The following is a 20,316-nucleotide window of genomic DNA, read 5'->3' as shown; positions in this document are numbered from 1 at the left end:
TAGCAGGCGGTGCGGCGCGGGTCGCGGGCCAAAACGCGGCTGCGCACGGCAAGGCGATGGGCGCCACCGGGCGTTGACCCGGAATTTCAGCGCTCCGCGCCATTGATCCCTGCGCGCATCGGCCCATCCTTAGCGGCGCGGGAAGGGGAAGGGCGTAATGACAGGACTGACACCGACACGCGCGGCGGGGCTCGAGGCGATGCACGCCTTCGTGCCCGCCATGGGCCGGCGCTATGCGAACGGGCGCAATTACGATCGCGGGCCGGGGCAGCACAAGGCCGTGTCGCAACTCTCGCCCTATCTGCGCCGCCGCCTCGTGACCGAGGCCGAACTGGCCGCCGCCGCGCTTGAGGCGCATGGGCCGGAGAATGCCGAGAAATTCATTCAGGAAATCGTATGGCGCGGCTATTTCAAGGGCTGGCTGGAGCGGCGCCCGAGCGTCTGGCACGCCTACACCCGCGGTCTCGCCGAGGATCTGGCGGCGCTCGACAAGGACCGCCGCCTGCGCCGCGAGGTCGAGCGCGCCGAGGCCGGGCAGATCGGGCTCGATTGTTTCGACGCCTGGGCGCGGGAGCTGGTCGAGACGGGGTATCTGCACAATCACGCCCGCATGTGGTTCGCCTCGATCTGGATCTTCACGCTCGAATTGCCCTGGCGGCTCGGCGCGGATTTCTTCTATCGGCATCTGCTCGACGGCGACGCGGCGTCGAACACGCTGGGCTGGCGCTGGGTCGCGGGGCTGCACACGCGCGGCAAGCCCTATGCCGCCCGCGCCGACAACATCGCCACCTTCACCGGCGGGCGCTTCACCCCCCGGCGCGGCGATCTGGCCGAGGTCACCGACGGGCTGGAGGCGCAGGAGCCCGAGGGATTGCCGCCCGTTCAGCCGGTGCGCAGCCCGCGCGCGCCCGAGCCGGGCCGTCCGAGCCTTCTTCTCATCACCGACGAGGATTGCAGCCTCGAGGCGCATGAGCTTGGCCGCTTCGACATCATCGGCGCGGCGACCCTCGCGGGCAGTCATCTGCGCTCGCCCCTCCCCGTGGCCAAAGCGGTCGCCGGGTTCGAGGCGGGCGCGCTCGAGGATGCCGCCGCCCGCGCGGGATATGCGCCGACGCGGCTCGAGGCGCGCCACCCCGATGCGCTGGCCAGATGGGCGGCGGGAACGGGCGCCGCGCAGATCGTGACGCCCTTCATCACGCGTGGGCCGCTGCATGACTGGCTGACCGAGGTCGCGCCCTATCTCGAGGCCGAGGGCATCGCGCTCTGCGAGCTGCGCCGCGACTGGGACGAGGCAATCTGGCCGCATGCGACGGCGGGCTTTTTCAAGGTCAAGAAGCAGATCCCCCGCATCCTCGGCGACGTGGTGCCGGCATGAGCGGCATCGTGATCATCGGCGCGGGCATGGCGGGCCTCGCCTGTGCGGAGCGTCTTTCCGACGCGGGCCATGCCGCGACGATCTTCGACAAGGGGCGCGGGATCGGCGGGCGCATCGCCACGCGCCGGGCTGGCGATCTGCATTTCGATCATGGCGCGCAATTCGTGACCGCCGAGGGCGGCTCCTTCGGGCGGATGCTGGACCGGCTCGGCCGGGAGGGCGCGGCGCAGCCCTGGCAGGACGGCACGGGGCGCGGGCATATCGTGGGCGTGCCGGGCATGTCCGCCATCCCCAAGGCGCTCGGCGCCGGCCGCGATGTGCGTCAGGGCGCGCAGATCGCTTCGGTCACGCGGGAGGGCGGTGGCTGGCGCCTGCGCGGGGACGGGATCGACCACGCGGCGCGCCATGTCGTGCTGACCGTGCCCGCGCCGCAGGTGGCCGGGCTCATCGGTGCCGCGCATCCTCTGGTGGCCGAACTCGCGCAGGTGCGCTTCGCGCCCTGCCTCACATTGATGGCGGGGATCACCGGCCCCGCGCCCTTCGACCACCTTCGCGGCGAGGAGGGTGCGCCGCTCGCCTCCATCGCGCGCGGTGCAAGCAAGCCGCGCCGACCCGAGGCCGTGGCGGAGGCCTGGGTCGCGCAGGCCAGCCCGGCCTATAGCGCGGCGCATCTGGAGCTCGAGAAAGACGCGATCGCCCAAGAGATGCTGCCCCTCTTGCTCGAGGCGCTTGGCACGTCGCGCGGCGCCGTCGTGCATGCGGCGGCGCATCGCTGGCGCTATGCGCGGGTCACGGAGCCGCTCGGGGCGCCCTTCCTGCGGGCCGAGGACACCTCGCTCTATCTCGGCGGCGATTGGTGCCTCGGCGCGCGCGTCGAGGCGGCATGGCAGAGCGGGCGCGCCATCGCCGAGGATCTGCTGGAGCGGCTCGCGTGAGCGGGCGCGCAATGCTTGAGGGAGTGGCCCCATGACGATCGCCGCGCTTCTTCTGACCGCGCTCCTCTTCGGGGGCATGGTGCTTTACTCCTTCGGCTTCGCGGCCTTCGTCTTTTCCGCGCTGCCCTCGGAGCTGGCGGGCCGGACACTGCGCCGCGCCTTCCCGCATTTCTACCTCTTCGTGATCGGCGTGGCGGCTCTCGCGGCCCTCGTTCTCGTTCCCGTCGACAGGCTCTCGGCGGCGCTCATGGCCGGTGTCGCGCTCAGCACGGTGCCCGCCCGGCAGATCCTCATGCCCGCCATCAACCGCGCCACCGATACCGGCGCGACGGGGCGTTTCAAGGTGCTGCACGCACTGTCGGTCGCCCTGACGCTGGCGCATATCGCGCTCGCCGCGGCGGTGCTGATTCGCTTCGTCTGACGGCGCTTCGGGTATTCGCGGAAAGCTTTCTGCCGGGACTGCAGGCGCTCAGGACCGTCTCGCCCGATGCGCGCGCGGCCATCCTAGATGCGCTGACCCAACATGGCCTCGATCCCAAAAGCTACCCGCCAGCGCTGCCGCTTCTGACGGTGCGGGAGGCGCGCGAGCAGCTTGCGGCCTGACGCCGCCCGATTTCGAGCCTTTCAATGAAAAAGCCCCCGGCGCATCTCGCCGGGGGCTTTTTGCAACCTTGCCCGCGCCGCCCGAGCCGGGCGGCGCGGGGTCATGCTCAGAACGTGCTGTAGCCGCGCGGATCCTGGTCGATCCCGTTGGCCTTTTTGGCTGTGCCGTTCATCTTTGCCGGGGCCGCGTCGGGCATGAAGGCTGCGAGCTGCGAAAGCAGCTCTTCGGGCAGGGCCGAGAGATCGATCGACCCCGCAGAGCTGCCCCGGCGGACCGGCGCGAGCTCGAATTTCGAGATCATCTCGTTCATCTGGCGCGTCGAGGCCTCGATCTGAGTCGAGGCGGCGGCCAGCTCCTCGGCTTGCGAGGACACTTCGAGCCCGGTGCGCGACAGATCGCTCGCCGAGGCGCTGATCTGCTCGACGCCCTTCGATTGCTCCTGGCTGGCATCCGAGATCACGTCGACGCTTGCGGTGACGCTTTCCATCTCCTTGTGGATCTTGCGGAAGGAGGAGTCGGACGCGGCGCTGGCCTCGACGCCCCGGCTGACATTCTCGGCGGCGGTCTCGATCAGCTCCGACGTCTCCTTGGCGGCCTTGGCCGAGCGTCCGGCGAGGTTGCGCACCTCCTGGGCCACCACGGCGAAGCCGCGCCCGTGCTCGCCCGCGCGGGCGGCCTCGACGGCGGCGTTCAGCGCCAGAAGATTGGTCTGGAAGGCGATGTCGTCGATGGTCTTGATGATCTTGGCGATCGCTTCGGAGGACGTCTTGATCGCGTCCATCGCGGCGACCATGTCCTCGACCGTGCCGATGCCCTCGGAGGTGTAGGTCGAAGTGGTGCGCACCACGGCGCGCATGTCCTCGGTCTGACGCGTCGTCGCCTTCACCATCTGGTCGGTCTCCTCGATCGTCGCGGAAATCTCGTCCACCGCCGAGGATTGCGCCTGCGACGCCATCGAGAGCGCTTGCGCCGAGGCGTTGATCTGCGTGATCGTGCTCGAGACCTGCTCGACCTGCTCGCGCAGGTCGGTCACGGTGAGATTGAGCTCCTTCATGGCCGCAAGAAGCGCGTCGACGATGACGCGGTAGGCGCCCTTGAAGCGCGAGGTATCCACCTTTCGGTCCAGCTTGCCACGCGCGAGGTTGCGGGCGATCTCCTCGATCTCGGAGATCGTGTCCTTGAAGGCGCCGCGCGCATTCTCGATGGCCTCGTTGATGAAGCCGCGATCGCCCGAGAACTGCTGCACCTCGTGATCGAAATTGCCATCCGCGAAGGCCTGCATGCAGTCGATGACCACGCGCTTGGTGTTGATGTGCCCCTCGACCATCACGTTCACGCGTTCGGCCACGTCGCGATACTCGTCCTCGAGCGATTCAAGTGGCACGCGCGTGTGGATCATGCCCTCGTCGTGCAGCGTCGCCATCGTGCCCACGCCGTCGATCAGCGCCTCGATCTGGCGCTTGCCTTCGACGATCGCCGTGCGATCCTGCCATTCCACGACATAGGCGGTGATCTCGCGCGCGTCGCCGAGCTGGGGGGTCATCCGAAAGGCGAGGCTCTTCCCGCCGATCTGGAACTTGCCGTCATGCGGCCGCTTGAGATTGTCCATCAATCCGTGCTGAAACGCCGGTTTCTTGTGGAAAAAATCGATCGTTTTGTCCAGAACCTCGTCCGCCCGGAAATGGGGCAGGTCCTTGCGGATATCCGCCTCGATCAGCCTGAACATCTGGAACGCGGCCTCATTGACGAACCGGATGATCATGTCCGCATCCGCGATCATGATAGGGTTCGACAGGCCCGCCAGGGCGGAGAGGCCGTCTTTCGGCTGCCAGGTCGGGCTGGTTGCGGTGGCTTTTTCGGGTGTCTTGGTCATAGTCTGCTCTTCGATCTTTCTATGGTTCAGGGTGTCGACATGGATCCTCGCTTCGTCGGAAAGACATTGATGAAATGAAGATTTGCAGGCGGCCGATGGCAGAGCGCACTCGTTTGCTGCCCGCTTCGCTCAATGCGTATTAATAGCGCAATGGTTGCAAGGGGCGTGCCGCATACAGCTCGCGTCGAACAATTTTCGTAACTGTCTGGAATGGGGCGCAATTAAGAGATGCGCGGGGCCCGCTGCGATGGCAGCACGGGCGGCCCGCGAGGCGGGCCGCCGGAAAGCTCGAAAAATCAGAGCGCGGCGCGGACCGCGTCGCGCAGCTCGGCATGGAGGATCCAGTTTCCGGCCTCAGCGCCCTCCTCGGGCGCCGCGCCATGCACCGCGACCAGCTTGGCCCCGTCGGCGCCGGTGAGCGTGCCGAGGGAATCCGCGCCCGACGCGAGATAGGCCGCCATGGCCGCGCCCGCGCTCGCCAGCGAGCGGCGCGCCGAGGCGTGGGACTTGTAGCCGCTCGCCCGCGCCATGCGGGCTTCGGTCAGGCCTTCGGTGCCCGCAAGCATCAGCGCCGTCAGCATCGCGCGCTGCGGGGCGGTCAGGCCGATTTGGCTGAGCGCCTCGGCGAATTCCTCGGCGCTAGGGATGGCGATGCCCGTGGGCGCATCCACGCGGCGCGCGCCCGCGCGTTCGCTCTCGCGCGCGTCGATGGCCTCGTGAAGCGCGGCGATGGCCGCTTCCTCGGTGGCGCCGCTGGCCTCGGCGATGACGCCGCGCGCGCTCGAAGGCGCCTTGGGAAAGGCGCGGGCCACATAGCTGCCCTGCATGAGGCCCGATTTGATCTGGTAGCGCCCGTGCTCGCCGCGGGTGATCTGCGCGCGGGGCGCGCGCGGCTCGGTGCCAGGCTTCTTTTTGGGTGCGGCGTCCTTGAACGCCGAGCGCTTGGTCTCGAGCGGGAAGGCGGGGATGGAGGGTGTCATCGGGGTATCTCCGTGAAGGATCGGATGGCCCCGGCAAGGCCCGCGATCCGGTCGGTGGCGGGCAGGGGTGCGCCGTCTGGCGCGAGCGAGGGGCGCGGCGCGGTGCCGTGCCCCGAAACGGGAACGGGCGCCCCGAAGGACGCCCGCCGAAGTCAGATCAGGCGAGGGCGATATTCGTCGCGCTCTCGCGGCCATCGCGGCCCGCTTCGACGTCGAAGGTGACCTTCTGATCGTCAGCGACGCTGGTCATGCCGGCGCGCTCGAGGGCGGAGATGTGCAAGAACACGTCCTTGCCGCCCGACTCGGGTGCGATGAAGCCGAAACCCTTGGTTGCGTTGAACCATTTCACGGTGCCATTGGCCATGTGTGTCTTCCTTGTATGGTCGCTGCCCACGACATGCGGCAGCCCGGCTTCTCACGACAGTGTCGAGCGCTGTGAGCCGGTGACGGAAAACAGAGTATCGAATGGAGGTCAGTAGCCAGATTGATATGGGGCCTCGCGCCCCGAGTTACAAGGCTTGTGCCTCGGACGGGCAGATATGGCGCCTGTCCCGCGCGATTTGTGCGCTCGCGCCGATCATGCTACCTGCCGTTTCCGCAGGCCTATCCCGCGCCTGCGCCCGCCGCCACAGCTTCGGACCGAGACCCCGCCTATGCGATATGACACCTCCAGCATCGACGCCGCCGCGCGCCTTTCGGTCGCCCCGATGATGGACTGGACCGACCGTCACTGCCGGCATCTGCACCGTCTGCTGAGCCGGCGGGTGCTGCTCTACACCGAGATGGTGACCGCGCCCGCGCTGGTGCGGGGCGGGGCGGTGCATCTGCTGGAGCATGGCGAGGGCGAGCATCCGGTGGCTCTTCAGCTCGGCGGCTCGGATCCGGCGGAGCTGGCAGACGCGGCACAACTGGGCGCCGAGGCGGGGTATGACGAGATCAACCTCAATGTTGGCTGTCCCAGCGACCGGGTGCAGTCGGGCACGTTCGGTGCGGTTCTGATGAAATCGCCCGCGCTGGTGGCCGAATGCTGCGCGGCGATGCGCGGCGCCACGTCCCTGCCGGTGACAGTCAAATGCCGCATCGGCGTGGACGATCAGGACCCGCGCGCCGTTTTGCCCGATTTCATCGCGCGCGTGGCCGAAGCGGGCGTGACCCGCCTTGCGATCCATGCGCGCATGGCCTGGCTCGAGGGGCTGAGCCCCAAGGAAAACCGCGATATCCCGCCGCTCGATTACGCGCTGGTGCATGAGATGAAGGCTCGGTTTCCCGCGCTGCACCTTTCGGTCAATGGCGGCGTCGGCAGTCTCGATGCCGCGCTCGCGCATCTTGCCAAGGGCATGGACGGGGTGATGATCGGCCGCGCGGCCTATCACGCGCCCGCGGAGATCCTCTGCCGGGCCGACCGGCTGGTCTATGGCGAGGACGGGCCGGACAGCACGCCCGAGGCGGCGGCCCGCGCCATGATGGACTATGCCGAGACGCATCTGGCGGCGGACGGGCGGCTCGGGCAGGTGACGCGGCACATGCTCGGCCTTTTCGCGGGCCGGCCCGGCGCGCGCGTCTGGCGGCGGACGCTCTCGGAGGGCGCGCATCTGCCCGGCGCGGGGCCGGAGCTGATCGAGGCGGCGCTTGCGGAGGTCGTCGCGGCGGGCGCGGCGGCTGAAAGCGATTGCGCACCCGCGCCAAACCCGGTCTAACGCTCAGCGCGCATTCAGCCGTGACCGGGTGCCCTTGAGCCTCGGCGCGGCGATCTCATCCTGCGCGCCGCGAAGGAGCCCGTCATGCCCGACCTCACCCTCCTGCTGGCCATGACGGCGCTGCTGCTGGTCATCGGCGCCTTCGCCGGTGTGCTCGCGGGGCTTCTGGGGGTCGGGGGCGGCATCATTCTCGTTCCGGCCTTCTTCTATGCCTTCACGGTGCTCGGCTATGGCGGCCCGCAGCTGATGCAAGTGTGCCTCGCGACCTCGCTTGCGACCATCATCGTAACGTCACTGCGTTCGGTTCTCGCGCATCACCGAAAAGGCGCGGTCGATTGGGAGATCCTGCGCACCTGGGCGCCGGGGATCGGCATCGGTGCGGTTCTCGGCGTGATCGTTGCGGCCGGTCTGCGCTCGAGCACGCTTCAGGGCATCTTCGGCGGTCTCGCTTTCGTCGTCGGCATCTACATGACCTTCGGGCGCGCGCATTGGCGGCTGGGCGCAGCCATGCCGGGCGGGATCCTGCGCGCGGTCATGTCGCCGGTCGTCGGGTTCCTGTCGGTGCTGATGGGGATCGGCGGGGGCAGCTTCGGCGTGCCGCTGATGAGCCTTCACGCAGTGCCGATCCACCGCGCCGTCGCCACAGCCGCGGGCTTCGGCGCAGCCATCGCGGTGCCGTCCGTCATCGGCTTTCTGATGGTCGATATCGCGCCCGAGGGGCGTCCGCCCTTCACGCTGGGCGCCGTCAACGGGCCGGCCTTCCTGATCGTGATCGCCATGACGCTGGTGACCGCGCCGCTGGGCGCGGCGCTCGCCCATGCGATGGACCCGAAGCCGCTCAAGCGGGTCTTCGGCGTCTTCCTCACCCTGATCGCGCTCAACATGCTGCGCAAGGCGGTGGGATGGTGAGCGAGGCGCGCAGTTCTCTGGCCACAAAGGGCTGGGCCCGGTTCGAGGTGGATGCGGGTCTCGCGCGCTGGGCCGAGGCCGCGAAGGCGGCGGCGCTGGCGCGCATGGCCGAGCCTGCGCATCGCGCGGAGTGGCTTCAATGCGAGGGCACATGGTTCGTCGGGGTGGACACGCTGCCCAACGATGCGCGCGGGGCGGTCCAAGGCTCCGGTCCGCTCACCGGGCCGGGCTACGATCTGGCCCGTGCGCTCTATGGCGAGTTGCCGCTGCACGCCGGTCAGGTGTCGGTCACGTGGCCCGGCTATCCGCGCCCCCGCAAGGACGAGGACGAAGCCGCCTTCGGCTACAGGCTGCGCCGCGATGCGGCCCATGTGGACGGGCTTTTGCCGGTCGGCCCGTCGCGCGCGCGGATGCTGAAGGAGCGTCACGCCTATATCCTCGGCCTGCCGCTGACCGAGGCGGATCCGGAGGCCAGCCCGCTGACGGTCTGGGAGGGCAGTCACGAGGTCATGCGCGCGGCCTTCACCGAGGCGCTCGCGGGGATCGCGCCCGAGGACTGGGGCGAGGTGGACCTGACGGATTGCTACAAGGCCGCGCGCCGCGCGGTGTTCGAGACCTGCCCGCGCGTCGCGCTTCCGGCGCGCCCCGGCGAGGCGACGCTGGTGCACCGCCTCGCGCTGCACGGCGTGGCGCCTTGGCAGGAGGGTGCGGACGCGCCGCCCGAGGGCCGCATGATCGCCTATTTCCGCCCGGAATTTCCCGGCGTGGACGCCTCCTGGCTGAAGGCACCCTAGGCGCAGCGCCGCCGCCGCGCATGTCGGCCTGCGCGGCATCGCTTGCCCCCGCCGCGCGCTCTGCCTAGATTTGCGGCAGTGCAATCAGATCAGGATGATGGTTTTGACGACTTTCAAGCAGCCCGCCGCCCGCATCGCCCGCCATATCGCGCCTCGTATCGCCTTGGGCGCGGCCCTGACATTCGCGGGCGCCGCCGCATCCGCGCAGACCGGCCTCATGCTGCCGCTCGAGCTTGGCCCCGATGGCGAGGTGAACTCCGTCGCCTATACCTGCGACGACGGCACGAAACTCAAGGTGCAATACGTCAATGCGGGGCGGAATGCCTTGGCGCTGATCCCGCTCAAGGGCGAGACGGTGGTCTTCGCGGGCGTCGTCTCGGGGTCGGGCGCGCGCTACGTCTCAGGCGCGAATGTCTGGTGGAGCAAGGGCGACGGCGCCGAGCTGACCGACGAGACAGGCGATGCCCAGCCGGTGAGCTGCACGTCCGGGGCCGAGTGAGCGCGGCGGGCGCGCCCGAGCGCCGCGCAGTCTAGACGTCGCGCCCCAGCCGGGCGGCGCGGCCGCCCCGGCGCTTGCGCAGAAGGCCGGCGCGGCCCGGCAACTCGGCCATGATGCCGGCGCGCTCGTCGTTCGTCATCTTGGACCAGCGCGTGATCTCGTCGATGCTGCGCAGGCAGCCCGTGCAGATGCGCGCCTCGGGATGCACCACGCAGACGCGGATGCACGGCGAGTCGATCTCGGCGCGCGTCCAGACCGGCGGCGTTCCCGCGGGATCGGTTCCGTCCATCATCGTGCTGCCCTCAAATGCCCCAGCCGGTCCAAAACTCCTTGCAGGATATAGGAGGCCGCGACGTGGTCGATCACCTCTGCGCGACGTTTGCGTGACGTATCCGCCTCAAGAAGCGCTCTTTCGGCGGCCACGGTGGACAAACGCTCGTCCCAGAAGCCGATCGGGAGTGCCTCGAGCGCGGGCAGTTTCGCGAGATTGCGCGCGAAGGCGCGGGTCGATTGGCAGCGCGGCCCCTCGGTTCCGTCCATGTTGCGCGGCAGGCCCAGCACCAGACCGCCGATGCCGCGCGCCGCGATGAGCTCGACCAGCCGCGCGGCGTCGAGGCCGAACTTGCGCCGCCGCACCGTCTCGAGCGGGCTCGCCACCGACCAGAGCGCGTCCGAGACCGCGACGCCGATCGTCTTCTCGCCCAGATCGAGCCCCATCAGCCCGCGCATCGGGGGCAGTGCGGCGGCGAAATCGGTGATCTCGTCGTGGATCATTCGGACTGACCGCCCACGGGCCTCGGGCCGATGCCCGCGCGCTCGGCGGCGGTGTCGAGCATCGCCTGCGCCTCGGGACGCTCGGCGAAGGTGCTGCGCGCTTCGCTCAGGATCGCCTCGGCGCGCTCTGTCTCGCCCAGAACGCCCAGCGCCACGATGAGCCGCGCCCAATCCTCGGGCGGGCCACCCTCTTCGGAGAGCCGACCCAGAAGATTGTCGACCATGCCGCGGATGAAGGTCTGGCGGTCCTCGTCGCTCATCTGCGCGGCGGCTTCCATATCCTCGGCGGTCGGTCCGGCGGGGCGCGCATCGGGCAGGGTGTAGTTGATCCCGGCGCGCCCCGCCGCATCCTCGATCCGCGCGCGCAGTGGCGCGACCCAGGGCGCGTCGGGCGCGCTGTCCGCGAGAAGCGCCTCCCAGGTGCGGAAGGCGGCATCGGGCCGATCCACCTGCGTGAAATAGACGCCGAGGTAATAGCGCGCCTCCGGTTGACCGGGGTCGAGCGCGAGCGCGGCGCGCAGGCTTTGTTCTGCCTCTGCCGAAACATAGCCGCCCGCCTGCGTGATCATCAGATCGGCGAGAAAGGCGTGATCGGCGGCGCTTGCGTCCTCGCCCTTGGCCGCGATCAGCCGCTCCTGCGCGTCGCGCGCGGCGGCGGTCCTGCCGAGGCTCGCCTCGTTGCGCGCCAGAAGCGCGAGACCGCGCACATCGCCCGGGCGCTTCTCCACCGCCGCGCGAAGCTGCGTCATGAGCTGCGCGAAATCCTCGGGCGGGGTCACTTCCTGCTCGGGCCGCCCGAATTCTTCCACCGCCTCGGCCTGGCTGAGGCGGGCGGCGCGGGCGGCGTCCGAAGCGGCCAGACGCTCGCTGCGCGGCAGATCGCGGTAGCCCGGCGCGCCGAGCTGCTGATAGCCCAGAAGAGTGCCGCCGCTCACCACCAGAACGAGGATGCCGGCCATGATGCGCCCCGCGCCGCGCGGCTGGCCGCCATCGGCGCCATGGGCGCGGATCTGCGCGTCGGCGGCGAGGATGCGGCGCGAGACCTCGGCGCGCAGACGGCCGGCCTCGGCCTCGGTGATGACGCCGCGCGCCAGATCCTTGTCGACGCCCGCAAGCTGCACGCGGTAGATCTCGAGATCGTAAGCGGCAGGCGGCGCCGCGCTGGCGCGTCCCCGCAGAAGCGCGGCCGCGATCAGCCCGCTTGTGCCCAGCGCGAGGGCGATGGCGACGATCCAGAACGTCATGGCGGCTCTCCTCGGTAGTCCCCCGTCACATAGCCTCGCCGCGCGCCCGGCGAAAGGGGCGATGGGCGCGGGGCAGGGCGCGTTTGGTCGCATCGCGCCGCGCTCGGCCCCATTGTCGCAAACCGAACTGCGGGCGCCGCACCGTGTATGTTGAAACCCGCGCGGGCGGGGCATATCCTGCCCCATCCCGCGAGATCCCCGCGAATCCATCACCAGAGTGAGACCGCGCATGAAACGCTACTCAGCCTTTGCCGTCGCCCGCGAGGCGCTTCGCAACCACACAGGATGGGAGCGCGCCTGGGCCTCGCCCGAGCCGAAGAAGAAATACGATGTCATCATCGTCGGCGCGGGCGGGCACGGGCTGGCCACGGCCTATTACCTCGGCAAGAATTTCGGCATCACCAATGTGGCGGTTCTGGAAAAAGGCTGGCTCGGGGGCGGGAACACGGGCCGCAACACGACCATTATCCGCTCGAACTATCTGCAGGATCCCTCGGCGGCGATCTACGAGAAATCCCGCTCGCTCTACGAGACGATGAGCCAGGATCTGAACTACAACGTGATGTTCAGCCCGCGCGGCTGCATGATGCTCGCCCAGACGCAGCACGAGGTGCGCGGCTACGAGCGCACGGCGCACGCCAACGCGCTGCAAGGGGTCAAGACGGAATTCATCGGCCCCAAGCGCGTCAAGGAACTGGTGCCGATCATCAATATCGACGGCCCGCGCTACCCGGTTCTGGGCGCGCTCTGGCAGGCCCGCGCAGGCACGGCGCGGCACGACGCGGTCGCCTGGGGCTATGCGCGCGCCTGCTCGGACATGGGCATGCACATCATCCAGAAGTGCGAAGTCACGGGCATCCGGCAAGAGAACGGCAAGGTCACGGGCGTCGAGACGACGCGCGGCGCCATCGGCTGCGACAAGCTCGGCCTCGTGGTCGCGGGCCATTCGGGACACCTGGCCGACATGGCCGGCTTCCGCCTGCCGATCGAGAGCGTCGCGCTTCAGGCGCTCGTCTCCGAGCCGATCAAGCCCTGCATGGACGTGGTCGTCATGGCCAACACGGTTCATGGCTACATGAGCCAGTCCGACAAGGGCGAGATGGTGATCGGCGGCGGCACTGACGGCTATAACAATTACACCCAGCGCGGCGCCTTCCATCATATCGAAGAGACGGTGCGCGCCCTCGTCGAGACCTTCCCGATGATCGCGCGGCTCAAGATGCTGCGCCAATGGGGCGGTATCGTGGACGTGACCGGCGACCGCTCGCCGATCCTTTCCAAGACGCCGGTGGACGGCATTTTCGTCAATTGCGGCTGGGGCACCGGCGGCTTCAAGGCGATCCCCGGCTCGGGCTGGGGCTTTGCCGAGCTGATGGCCAAGGGCCACTCGCCGCTGACGGATGCGTTCGGATTGAACCGCTTCCACGAGGGCCGCTTCATCGACGAGAGCGTCGCGGCCGGGGTGGCGCATTGATGGCCTGCCCGCTGCTTCATTCAATTTCCGGAGACATGACATGCTGATCCTGACCTGCCCCTACTGCGGCGTGACCGGCGAGGAAACCGAATTTCACGGCGGCGGCGAGGCGCATCTCAAGCGCTTCGGCCCCGGTTCCAGCGATGAGGAGTTTCACGACTACCTCTTCTCCAAGGTGAACCCCAAGGGCGTCCATCTCGAGCGCTGGCGGCACAACAACGGCTGCGGCAAGTGGTTTCACGCGGCGCGCGATACCGTGACGCTCGAGGTCTACGGCACCTATTCGGCCCAGACGAGCGAGCCGCCGCAGGAGATCAAGGACGCGATCACCGCCAAGCGGCCCGGCTGGTCCTGGAGGGAATTCGCATGAACTTTCACCTTATCGAAGACACTCGCTCCACGGCAGCGACACGCGCGGAGGCACGGGCATGAGCACACGTCTGGCAAATGGCGGCCGCCTTCTCGACAAGGGCCGCCGCATGGATTTCACCTTCAACGGCAAGCGGCTCAAGGGCTTTGCCGGTGACACGCTCGCCTCGGCGCTTCTGGCCAACGACCAGATGCTGATCGGGCGCTCGTTCAAGTACCACCGCCCGCGCGGCGTCGTGGCGTCCGGCGCCGAAGAGCCGAACGGCCTTGTCGGCATGGGCGAGGGCGCGCGCTTCGAGCCGAACCAGCGCGTGACCACGACCGAGCTTTTCGATGGGCTGACCGCGACCTCCCAGAATCACTGGCCGAGCCTCGATTTCGATATCGGCGCGATCAACTCCAAGCTGGCGCGCTTCCTGCCTGCGGGCTTCTACTACAAGATGTTCATCCATCCGCGCCCCTTCTGGAAGCATATCTACGAGCCGATCATCCGCAAATCCGCGGGTCTCGGCGCGGCGCCCGGCGAGCGCGACAACGACACCTACGAGCATTTCTACGCCTTCTGCGATGTGCTGGTCATCGGCGGCGGCATCGCGGGCCTTCTGGCCGCGCGCGCGGCGGCGGCGACGGGCGCCAAGGTTCTGGTGCTCGAGCAGACGGCCCATTGGGGCGGGCGTGCGCCGGTCGATGGCGGCACCGTGGATGGCAAGCCGGTGGCCGAATACATCGACAGACTCGTTGCCGAGCTTTCTGCGATGGACAACGTCACCTTGCGCAACCGCACGATGGGGGCGGGCGTCTATGACCATGGCTATGCGCTGGGCTACGAGCGCGTCACCGATCACGATCCCAAGGCGGCCGGTCCGCGCCACCGCCTCTGGCGCATCCGCGCCGCGCAAATCGTCACCGCGACGGGTGCGATCGAACGCCCGCTGAGCTTTGCGGGCAACGACATTCCCGGCGTCATGCTGGCCTCGGCGGTGCGCGACTACGTGGTCGATTACGGCGTCTCGGTCGGCGATCGCACCGTGGTCGTGACAAACAACGACGATGCCTATCGCACCGCGATTACGCTCAAGGAACACGGCCTCGACGTGCCGGTGATCCTCGATGCGCGCGTGCTGGGGCAGGACAGCGATCTCATGGCGCGCGCGAAATCCATGGGCATCCGCGTGCTGCTGGGCCACGCCATCGCATCGGTCAAGGGCGGCAAGCGCGTGACAGGTGTCGGCATCTGCTCGCAGGCCGGCGAGGGCGCCGAGCTGGAAGAGATCGCCTGCGACGCGGTCGCCATGTCGGGCGGCTGGTCGCCGGTGGTCCACCTTTGGTCCCATTGCGGCGGCAAGCTGATCTGGGACGAGGCGCAGGCCGCCTTCCGCCCCGATCCCGAGAAGGCACCCACCGGCGCGAAGGGCGAGGCGTTCGTCGTGCCCGCGGGCGCGGCCAACGGCCATTTGGGTCTGGCGGGGATCGTGGGCGACGCGGCCGAGGCGGGCGCCAAGGCCGCTGCTGCGGCGGGCCACAAGGCGAAGGGCGCCGCCTTCGCGGCGCCGAGCGCCGAGTCCGAGGACGAGGCGCCGATGGCCCCCGTCTGGATGATGCCGCAGGGCGCCGGGATCAAGAAGCGCCAGAAGGCATGGCTCGACTATCAGAACGACGTCAAGGTGTCGGACGTGCAGCTCGCCGCGCAGGAAGGCTTCGAGAGCGTGGAGCATGCCAAGCGCTACACGACGCTCGGCATGGCGACCGATCAGGGCAAGCTGAGCAATATCAACGGTCTGGCCATCCTGTCGGACGCGCTGGGCCAGCCCATCCCGACCACGGGCACGACGACCTTCCGCCCGCCCTACACGCCCATCTCGATGGCCTCCATCGCGGGCGAGGCGCGCGACGAGCGGTTCCAGCCCATTCGCCGCACGCCGCTTTATGACTGGCATGTGGAAAATGGCGCCTATTTCGAGCCGGTCGGCCAGTGGCGCCGCCCCTATACCTACCAGAAACCGGGCGAGAGCATCGAGGAGGCGGTGAGCCGCGAGGTCAAGGCGACGCGCGCCAGCCTCGGCATGCTGGATGCCTCGACGCTGGGCAAGCTCTTGGTGAAAGGCCCCGATGCGGGCAAGTTCCTCGACATGCTCTACACGAACATGATGAGCACGCTGAAACCGGGCCGCTGCCGCTATGGCCTGATGTGCAACGAGAACGGCTTTCTCATGGATGACGGCGTCGTGGCGCGCATCGACGAGGACACGTTCCTGTGCCACACGACCACCGGCGGCGCCGAAGCGATCCACGGGCATATGGAGGAATGGCTCCAGACCGAATGGTGGGACTGGAACGTCTATGTCGCCAACCTGACCGAGCAATACGCCCAGATCGCCGTCGTCGGCCCCAAGGCGCGCGAAACCCTCGCCAAGCTGACCGCCGACGATATCGGCGCCGAGGCGCTGCCCTTCATGGCGTGGGCCGACATCACGCTGGCGGGGATCGCGGCGCGGGCCTATCGCATCTCCTTCTCGGGCGAGCTGAGCTACGAGATCGCCGTCAAGGCATCCGAGGGCCGCGCGCTCTGGGATGCGCTGCTTGCGGCGGGGCAACCCGCGAACATCACGCCCTACGGCACCGAGGCGCTGCATATCATGCGCGCCGAGAAGGGCTTCATCATGATCGGGGACGAAACCGACGGCACCGTCATCCCGCAGGACCTCGGCCTCGACTGGGCGATCTCCAAGAAGAAGGACGACTATCTGGGCAAGCGGGCGCAAGCGCGCAGCCACATGACCGATCCCAAACGCTGGAAGCTCGTCGGGCTCGAGACGGTGGACGGAAAGGTTCTGCCCGACGGTGCCTATGCGACCGCCGAAGGCACCAACGCCAACGGCCAGCGCGAGACGCAAGGGCGGGTCACCTCGACCTATCACTCGCCCACGCTCGACCGGGGCATCGCCATGGGCCTCGTGCTGAACGGGCCGGACCGGATGGGCGAAGTGCTCGAATTCCCGCGCGTCGACGGAACGGTGATGCGGGCCAAGATCGTCGATCCGGTCTTCTTTGACCGCGAAGGGGAGAAGCAGAATGTCTAAAACAGTCAGCGCCTTGAACGGCGCAAGCGCAGAGGGCTTCGTCTCGGTCCGCGACATGGGCCTTCAAGGCATGATCACCCTGCGCGGGGATCTCGGCGCGGCCAAGCTGAAGAAGGCGGTCAAATCCGCGACCGGCGGCGACATGCCCACCCAGGGCCATATCGCGCTGAGCGACAAGGGCGGCGCCGCGTGGATGTCGCCCGACGAGGTGCTGATCCTCGTGCCCTATGCCGAGGTCGCGGACACGCTCGCCGGGATCGGGAAGGCGATGGGCAAGGACCATCATCTGGCGGTCGACGTCTCTGATGCGCGCTGCCTCTTCGCCATCACCGGCGAGGATTCGCTGGTGCGCGAGGCATTGGCCAAGCTGATGCCGGTGGACCTTGCGCCGGACGCGTTCGCGCCGGGCCGCTTCCGCCGCTCGCGCATGGCGCAGGTGCCCGCCGCGATGTGGATCGCGGCGCCCGGAGAGGGCCGCGTGATCTGCTTCCGCTCGGTCGCGCAATATGTGTTCGACGTGCTGAAAGGTGCATCTGCGCCCGGCAGCGAAGTGCGCTACATCGCCCGCTGAGCGATCCCGCCCCGGCCCCGCGCGCTGCGCGCCGGGCCGGGGCTGAGCGCCCGGAACCGCCCGCGCGCCCTTGACGTTCTCCCCCCGAGGCTACCATGTAGCTGACATTGATTTTCCACTTGCAAGGGGGCCGACCCATGACGTTCCAACTTCCCGACCTTCCCTATTCCCACGACGCGCTGGCCGATAACGGCATGAGCCGCGAGACGCTGGAATATCACCACGATATCCACCACAAGGCCTATGTCGACAACGGCAACAAGGCGATCTCGGGCACCGAGTGGGAGGGCAAGACCCTCGAGGAGATCATAAAGGGCACCTACGACAAGAACGCCGTGGCGCAGTCCGGCATCTTCAACAACATCAGCCAGCTGTGGAACCACAACCAGTTCTGGGAAATGATGAGCCCCGGCGAGAGCAAGATGCCCTCCGAGCTCGAGAGCGCGCTCAAGGACAGCTTCGGCAGCGTCGACGATTTCAAGAAGGAATTCGCCGCCGCCGGTGCCGGCCAGTTCGGTTCGGGCTGGGCGTGGCTCGTCAAGGACACGGATGGCGGCCTCAAGGTCACCAAGACCGAGAACGGTGTGAACCCCGTCTGCTTCGGCCAGACCGCGCTTCTGGGCTGCGACGTGTGGGAGCATTCCTACTACATCGACTTCCGCAACAAGCGCCCCGCCTATCTCGACAACTTCCTGAACAAGCTGGTCAATTGGGAGAATGTCGCGAGCCGCATGTAAGCGCCGCGCCAGTTTTGCCGTTCAGCAGCCCCCGGCGGATCGCCCGCCGGGGGCTTTTTCGTGCCGAATTGCGCCGATTTTCCGGGCCGCCGGAACCCAGCCGCACGGGCCGCCGTTTTCTCCCCAGATTTCAACGCGAAAAGGAGGACATCATGGCCGAGCGTCACCGCTCCAAGGATGGGCACCGCGAGACCAAGGAGATCATCGGCGAGGCTGCCGATATCGATCAGAAGGGCCGTGCGAGCGGCGATCTGGAGCGCCGCGTCGCCACCCGTGACGAGGAGAAGCGCGCCCAGGAGAAGCCCGCCGGCGCCACCCGCGTCACCGGGCAGGACAAGCGCGAGACGGGCCATGCGCCCGAGGAGGACGTGTAGATGACCGAACTCAAGACCGGCACATGGGTCCTGATCTGCGACGGCGAAAAGGCCCTTTTCCTGCGCAATGACGGCGATGCGGAGGCGCCCGATCTCAATGTCGTGCGCATCGACGAGCAGGACAATCCCAAGGATATCGACCAATCCGCCAACCGGCCCGGCCGCATGAAGGATGACGGCGTGGGGCATCGCTCGGCCTTCGACGATACCGACTGGCACGAGCTCGCCAAGGAACGCTTCGCTTCGGACCTCGCGGACCGCCTCTACAAGATGGCGCACAAGGGGCGGTTCGAGCGGCTGGTGATCGTGGCCGCCGCGAAGACGCTCGGCGCGCTCCGCGACGAGCTTCACCAGGAAGTCACGCAGAAGGTGATCGCCGAGATCGACAAGGATCTGACGAACCATCCGCTCGACAAGGTCGAGACGATGCTGCGCAAGGAACTGGCCGAAAGCTGATCCTTGATGCCCGGACGCCCCGTGAGGCGTCCGGGCTTATTTCGTGTGGCCTCTTTCCAACCTGCATGCCGGGGGCTAAGGACGACCGGACGGCGCGGGCAGGGAGACGGGGTTCATGCGGGACGAGACCAAGGGCGTTCTTGCCATGATCGCCGCATGTTCGGTCTGGGGCCTCTCCGGCATCTATTACAAGGCGCTCGATCATGTGCCGCCGCTAGAGGTGCTGTGCCACCGCACGCTCTGGGGCTTCGTCTTCTTTCTCGTGGTTCTGGGCATCCAAGGCCGGTTGCGCGCCGTGCCTCGGACCATCGACACCCCGCGCAAATTCGCGATCGTGCTGACCGCGACGCTGATGATCTCGCTCAACTGGTTCGTCTTCATCAGCTCGATTCATTTCGGCCACGCGACTGAAGCCTCGATGGGCTATTACATCTTTCCGCTCACCGCCGTTCTGGCCGGGGCGATCTTCTACAAGGAAAAGCTGAACCGGCCGCAGATGATCTCGGTCGGTCTCGCGGCCATCGCGGTCATCATCCTGTCGGCAGGCTTGCAGGTGGCGCCATGGGTGGCGCTCATTCTCGCCTTTTCCTTTGCGGTCTACGGTGTGGTGAAGAAGAGCCTCGATACCGGTCCGGTCGTGTCTGTCACGGTCGAGGTGGCGATCCTGTCGCCCTTCGCGCTCGCGTGGCTGGTCGTGATCCATTCGGGCGGCACCGGGCATTTCGGGGCCGATGCGGTGACGACGATCATGCTGATGGTGGCGGGGGTCATCACGGCGATCCCGCTCATTCTCTTTTCCTACGCCACGCGGCGCGTGTCGCTCGCCACGATCGGGCTCGTTCAGTATCTCAATCCGACCCTGCAGTTTCTGGTGGCGACGCTCGTCTTCCGCGAGCTCTTCACGCTATGGCATGCGATCGCTTTCGCGCTGATCTGGACCGCGCTGGCGATCTACACCGCCTCGTCGCTGCGCAGGGGCAGGGCGCTGCGCAAGGCGGCGAGGGCGGCGGGCACATCGGGCACGACCTGATAGCCGTCCGCAAGGTCCGCGCCCGCGAAGCCTTCGGCCACGACATGCTCGAGAAGCGCCACCAGCGGCCGCCAGTAGCCTTCGACATCGACGAGCACGACGGGCTTTTCATGAAGGCCAAGCTGGCGCCAGGTCAGCACCTCGAACACCTCGTCGAGCGAGCCGCCCCCGCCGGGCAGAAGCACGATCGCATCGGAATTCATGAACATCACCTTCTTGCGCTCGTGCATCGTCTCGGTCACGACGCGGCTGCCCGCCATACCGGGCGCGGCCTCGCGGCCCACCAGATGCTGCGGGATGACGCCCAGAAGCGCGCCGCCCGCGCCCTCGGCCGCCCGTGCGCAGCGCCCCATGAGCCCGACATCCCCCGCGCCGTAGACGAGCCTCCATCCCTCGCCCGCGATGCCCGCGCCCATCGCCTCGGCCGCGGCGGCATAGGACGGGCGCGCGCCCTCGCGTGCGCCGCAAAAGACACAGATGGACGGGCGGGTCATGGCGAGCGATCCTTTCGCGCAGGAGTGTTTTGACGCAACTATGCCAT

22 protein-coding genes are annotated in these 20,316 nt (G+C 68.1%); 15 read left to right on the top strand and 7 right to left on the bottom strand.

Annotated elements, in window-relative coordinates:
- The first annotated feature begins 157 nt into the window (after positions 1 to 157).
- Genes ACGRVM_RS06050 through ACGRVM_RS06040 form a run of 3 tightly spaced genes read left to right on the top strand, consistent with a single transcriptional unit; the run spans position 158 to position 2,731 of the window.
- Entirely contained in the window at positions 158 to 1,375 is a 1,218-nt protein-coding gene (locus tag ACGRVM_RS06050; RefSeq protein WP_377167562.1) for an FAD-binding domain-containing protein, read from the top strand.
- Positions 1,372 to 2,310 carry an NAD(P)/FAD-dependent oxidoreductase gene (locus ACGRVM_RS06045; RefSeq protein WP_377167565.1) on the top strand — a complete coding sequence of 313 codons (939 nt, stop codon included), beginning with the start codon at positions 1,372 to 1,374 and terminating at the stop codon, positions 2,308 to 2,310. Before ACGRVM_RS06050 ends, ACGRVM_RS06045 begins: the two co-directional genes overlap by 4 nt.
- A 31-nt stretch (positions 2,311 to 2,341) precedes the next feature.
- Entirely contained in the window at positions 2,342 to 2,731 is a 390-nt protein-coding gene (locus ACGRVM_RS06040; RefSeq protein WP_377167568.1) for a DUF4149 domain-containing protein, read from the top strand.
- A gap of 289 nt (positions 2,732 to 3,020) precedes the next feature.
- Here the strand turns inward: ACGRVM_RS06040 and ACGRVM_RS06035 are convergent, their stop codons facing one another.
- From ACGRVM_RS06035 to ACGRVM_RS06025, 3 genes are all read right to left on the bottom strand, one after another.
- Positions 3,021 to 4,787: a methyl-accepting chemotaxis protein gene (locus ACGRVM_RS06035; RefSeq protein WP_377167571.1), complete on the bottom strand. Its 1,767-nt coding sequence runs from the start codon at positions 4,785 to 4,787 to the stop codon at positions 3,021 to 3,023.
- 296 nt (positions 4,788 to 5,083) lie between these two features.
- Positions 5,084 to 5,767, bottom strand: a complete 684-nt coding sequence (locus ACGRVM_RS06030) for a hypothetical protein (protein WP_377167574.1) — start codon at positions 5,765 to 5,767, stop codon at positions 5,084 to 5,086.
- A 157-nt stretch (positions 5,768 to 5,924) separates the two neighbouring features.
- Positions 5,925 to 6,131, bottom strand: coding sequence for a cold-shock protein (locus ACGRVM_RS06025; protein ID WP_377167577.1), 207 nt, complete (start codon positions 6,129 to 6,131; stop codon positions 5,925 to 5,927).
- A gap of 289 nt (positions 6,132 to 6,420) precedes the next feature.
- On the opposite strand from ACGRVM_RS06025, the gene dusA reads away from it, so the two are divergent.
- The 4 genes from dusA (at position 6,421) to ACGRVM_RS06005 (ending at position 9,666) form a co-directional block, all read left to right on the top strand.
- A complete protein-coding gene (gene dusA, locus ACGRVM_RS06020) occupies positions 6,421 to 7,464 on the top strand; it encodes a tRNA dihydrouridine(20/20a) synthase DusA (RefSeq protein WP_377167580.1) in 1,044 nt (347 codons plus the stop codon).
- 84 nt (positions 7,465 to 7,548) lie between these two features.
- Positions 7,549 to 8,373, top strand: coding sequence for a sulfite exporter TauE/SafE family protein (locus ACGRVM_RS06015; protein ID WP_377167583.1), 825 nt, complete (start codon positions 7,549 to 7,551; stop codon positions 8,371 to 8,373).
- Positions 8,367 to 9,167: a phytanoyl-CoA dioxygenase family protein gene (locus tag ACGRVM_RS06010; RefSeq protein WP_377167586.1), complete on the top strand. Its 801-nt coding sequence runs from the start codon at positions 8,367 to 8,369 to the stop codon at positions 9,165 to 9,167. The genes ACGRVM_RS06015 and ACGRVM_RS06010 overlap by 7 nt, the downstream gene beginning before the upstream one ends.
- Positions 9,168 to 9,270: 103 nt before the next feature.
- Complete coding sequence (locus tag ACGRVM_RS06005) at positions 9,271 to 9,666, top strand: MliC family protein (RefSeq protein WP_377167589.1); 396 nt, start codon at positions 9,271 to 9,273, stop codon at positions 9,664 to 9,666.
- Positions 9,667 to 9,697: 31 nt separating this feature from the next.
- Here ACGRVM_RS06005 and ACGRVM_RS06000 read toward each other — a convergent pair whose 3' ends face one another.
- Genes ACGRVM_RS06000 through ccmI form a run of 3 tightly spaced genes read right to left on the bottom strand, consistent with a single transcriptional unit; the run spans position 9,698 to position 11,684 of the window.
- A complete protein-coding gene (locus ACGRVM_RS06000) occupies positions 9,698 to 9,958 on the bottom strand; it encodes a DUF1289 domain-containing protein (RefSeq protein ID WP_377167592.1) in 261 nt (86 codons plus the stop codon).
- Positions 9,955 to 10,440: a Holliday junction resolvase RuvX gene (gene ruvX, locus ACGRVM_RS05995; RefSeq protein WP_377167595.1), complete on the bottom strand. Its 486-nt coding sequence runs from the start codon at positions 10,438 to 10,440 to the stop codon at positions 9,955 to 9,957. The genes ACGRVM_RS06000 and ruvX overlap by 4 nt, the downstream gene beginning before the upstream one ends.
- Positions 10,437 to 11,684, bottom strand: a complete 1,248-nt coding sequence (gene ccmI / locus ACGRVM_RS05990; protein ID WP_377167598.1) for a c-type cytochrome biogenesis protein CcmI — start codon at positions 11,682 to 11,684, stop codon at positions 10,437 to 10,439. Before ccmI ends, ruvX begins: the two co-directional genes overlap by 4 nt.
- A gap of 229 nt (positions 11,685 to 11,913) precedes the next feature.
- Between ccmI and ACGRVM_RS05985 the strand changes: the two genes are divergently transcribed.
- From ACGRVM_RS05985 to rarD, 8 genes are all read left to right on the top strand, one after another.
- On the top strand, positions 11,914 to 13,158 hold the full coding sequence (locus ACGRVM_RS05985; protein WP_377167601.1) for a sarcosine oxidase subunit beta family protein: 1,245 nt from the start codon (positions 11,914 to 11,916) through the stop codon (positions 13,156 to 13,158).
- 40 nt (positions 13,159 to 13,198) lie between these two features.
- A complete protein-coding gene (locus ACGRVM_RS05980) occupies positions 13,199 to 13,528 on the top strand; it encodes a sarcosine oxidase subunit delta (RefSeq protein WP_377167604.1) in 330 nt (109 codons plus the stop codon).
- Between the two features lie 58 nt (positions 13,529 to 13,586).
- Positions 13,587 to 16,607: a sarcosine oxidase subunit alpha family protein gene (locus tag ACGRVM_RS05975; RefSeq protein ID WP_377167607.1), complete on the top strand. Its 3,021-nt coding sequence runs from the start codon at positions 13,587 to 13,589 to the stop codon at positions 16,605 to 16,607.
- Complete coding sequence (locus ACGRVM_RS05970; protein WP_377167610.1) at positions 16,600 to 17,178, top strand: sarcosine oxidase subunit gamma; 579 nt, start codon at positions 16,600 to 16,602, stop codon at positions 17,176 to 17,178. The genes ACGRVM_RS05975 and ACGRVM_RS05970 overlap by 8 nt, the downstream gene beginning before the upstream one ends.
- A 137-nt stretch (positions 17,179 to 17,315) precedes the next feature.
- Complete coding sequence (locus ACGRVM_RS05965; protein WP_377167613.1) at positions 17,316 to 17,915, top strand: superoxide dismutase; 600 nt, start codon at positions 17,316 to 17,318, stop codon at positions 17,913 to 17,915.
- Between the two features lie 152 nt (positions 17,916 to 18,067).
- On the top strand, positions 18,068 to 18,289 hold the full coding sequence (locus tag ACGRVM_RS05960; protein ID WP_377167616.1) for a hypothetical protein: 222 nt from the start codon (positions 18,068 to 18,070) through the stop codon (positions 18,287 to 18,289).
- On the top strand, positions 18,290 to 18,745 hold the full coding sequence (locus ACGRVM_RS05955; RefSeq protein WP_377167619.1) for a baeRF12 domain-containing protein: 456 nt from the start codon (positions 18,290 to 18,292) through the stop codon (positions 18,743 to 18,745). It begins immediately after the preceding gene.
- Positions 18,746 to 18,860: 115 nt separating this feature from the next.
- On the top strand, positions 18,861 to 19,775 hold the full coding sequence (gene rarD / locus ACGRVM_RS05950) for an EamA family transporter RarD (protein ID WP_377167622.1): 915 nt from the start codon (positions 18,861 to 18,863) through the stop codon (positions 19,773 to 19,775).
- On the opposite strand, the gene ACGRVM_RS05945 is transcribed toward rarD, so the two are convergent.
- Complete coding sequence (locus tag ACGRVM_RS05945) at positions 19,697 to 20,269, bottom strand: LOG family protein (RefSeq protein WP_377167625.1); 573 nt, start codon at positions 20,267 to 20,269, stop codon at positions 19,697 to 19,699. The two genes, rarD and ACGRVM_RS05945, sit on opposite strands and share 79 nt — an antisense overlap.
- Positions 20,270 to 20,316: the final 47 nt, after the last annotated feature.

The organism is Roseovarius aquimarinus (assembly GCF_043661195.1).
Taxonomy (GTDB): domain Bacteria; phylum Pseudomonadota; class Alphaproteobacteria; order Rhodobacterales; family Rhodobacteraceae; genus Roseovarius; species Roseovarius aquimarinus.
Note: the sequence above shows the minus strand (reverse complement) of the source record. Positions and strands in the feature narration are given on the sequence as shown.